This is a genomic window from Bradyrhizobium sp. LeoA1Lang, assembly GCF_055413685.1.
Genome location: NZ_JBVAPG010000380.1, coordinates 1 through 1,684, shown reverse-complemented (window position 1 = coordinate 1,684; position 1,684 = coordinate 1). Strand labels below are relative to the sequence as shown.

The 1,684-nt window shown below is 59.1% G+C and carries 2 protein-coding genes; both read left to right on the top strand.

Annotated elements, in window-relative coordinates; genetic code table 11:
- Positions 1–1,267, top strand: a 1,267-nt coding sequence (locus tag ACZYOF_RS43620) for an FAD-dependent oxidoreductase (protein WP_463719570.1), incomplete at its 5' end; no start/stop codon positions are given.
- 30 nt (positions 1,268–1,297) lie between these two features.
- A complete protein-coding gene (locus tag ACZYOF_RS43615; RefSeq protein ID WP_463719569.1) occupies positions 1,298–1,588 on the top strand; it encodes a hypothetical protein in 291 nt (96 codons plus the stop codon).
- Positions 1,589–1,684: the final 96 nt, after the last annotated feature.

Below are 1,684 nucleotides of genomic sequence, written 5' to 3'. Positions count from 1 at the left end.
GACGGCTGGCAGACCCTCGCCAGCAAGCCCATTGCTCAGCCGGTTGATCTTGCCGCCTGAGCAGATATCATCCGTTCACCGGAGACTCGCGACGGACAAATTCCAACCAAGTTCGCGACGGCACCCCGAGATCGTGGGGGGCGGCATTGCGGGCCTCGTCGCAAGCATTCAGCTCGCCAGAAAAGGATGGACCGTGAGGCTCCATGAGCGAAGCGAAGCGCTGAGGGCAGGCGGTAACGGACTTCCGATATTCGAAAATGGGTTGCGTGTTCTCGAAGCGTTAGGCCTCCACGAGGCCATACGGACGCGCGGGCACCAGCTCAACCACTGGATCATTCGACTGAGTTCCGGTCAGAAGACGAAGGAGTACGAGCCCTTTGCAGCAACCGGCGGCCGGATTGTGATGTTCCAGCGGCAGGCTCTTGTCGATCCGCTGGCCGAGGCGGCTGTCAGGGCTGGCGTGACGATAGAGACTGGCTCAAGGGTTCTCAGCGCCGGGCAAGAAGGCCTTCTGCATCTGGAAGGAGGACGCCGGATTGAGGCCGACCTTGTCGTCGGGGCCGATGGCATCCAATCGATCGTAAGGAGATCGGTCGCGGGAAAGCTTCCTTTGGGCAAACATCGCAAGGGCGCTATTCGCCTGCTGATTCCGATTCATCCCGGCGACTTTCCCGATGGGAATGACCATGTTGCGACCGAATACAACGATCCGAGCGGACGACGCATCGGACTTCTCCCATGCTCGTCGCAGACTATGTACATGATCCTTGTGGCCTTGCTCTCGGATCCAGAAGCACTGAGCATGCCGATCGATCCGGGCCTTTGGAAGGCTACGTTTCCGACGTTGGGAAGGTTCATCGACCGGGTCGGCTCGGAGGGGCATTACGATGAGTACCATTCGATCTTTCCGCCCACCTGGCATTACGGCAAGTGCGTCCTGATTGGCGACGCTGCCCACGGGATGACGCCGGCGCTTGGCCAGGGGGCAAACTCAGCGATGATGACAGCCTATTCGCTGGGGGCGACTGATCTCTTGAACGGCTCACTATCGGACGCTCTGACCGCATGGGAGGCGAAAATCCGGCCGCTCGTCCATTTCACCCAGAAGTTTGCCGAAGGGATTACCGAAGGCCGGCTGGACCCCAAGAACGATATCTTCTTCAGCGATCCGGCACTCCGCCCGTTGCTGAGCGCCGACATTCCCAACATGCGGTTCGACACGCCGAACTTCGACGCCCTGAACCCTTCACTTTCCGACGCCGTATAACGGCATCCAGCCCCAAAGAAAGGTCAACCGATGTTCCAGAAGCCTCCGGCTGCCGAACTGTACGACACGTTGGCGGATACCTCCGGCTATGCGCGACCCACCGATGATTTTGGCGAGGCCACGGTCGGCGATCCGCTTGAGAACTTGCAGAAGTTGCGCCAGATGTTGATCGATAAGCGTCGATATCTGGCGCAGGATGCAATGACCTATCCTGTAGTATTCCTCGGGCGTGCGCAGGATATTGCAGACGTTCAGAACCTTCTGAATTCTCTGGACCAGGCGATTGAACATGGGTGCCGTCCGAAAAGCGGTTGGAATTGAAAGTGGCGTAGTCTCCGGGGTGATCAACCTCGAATCACCCGGCGTTGACGCGCCGGGCTGGAGACCACGCCATGACAAGCGTTACCACGAAGGCTT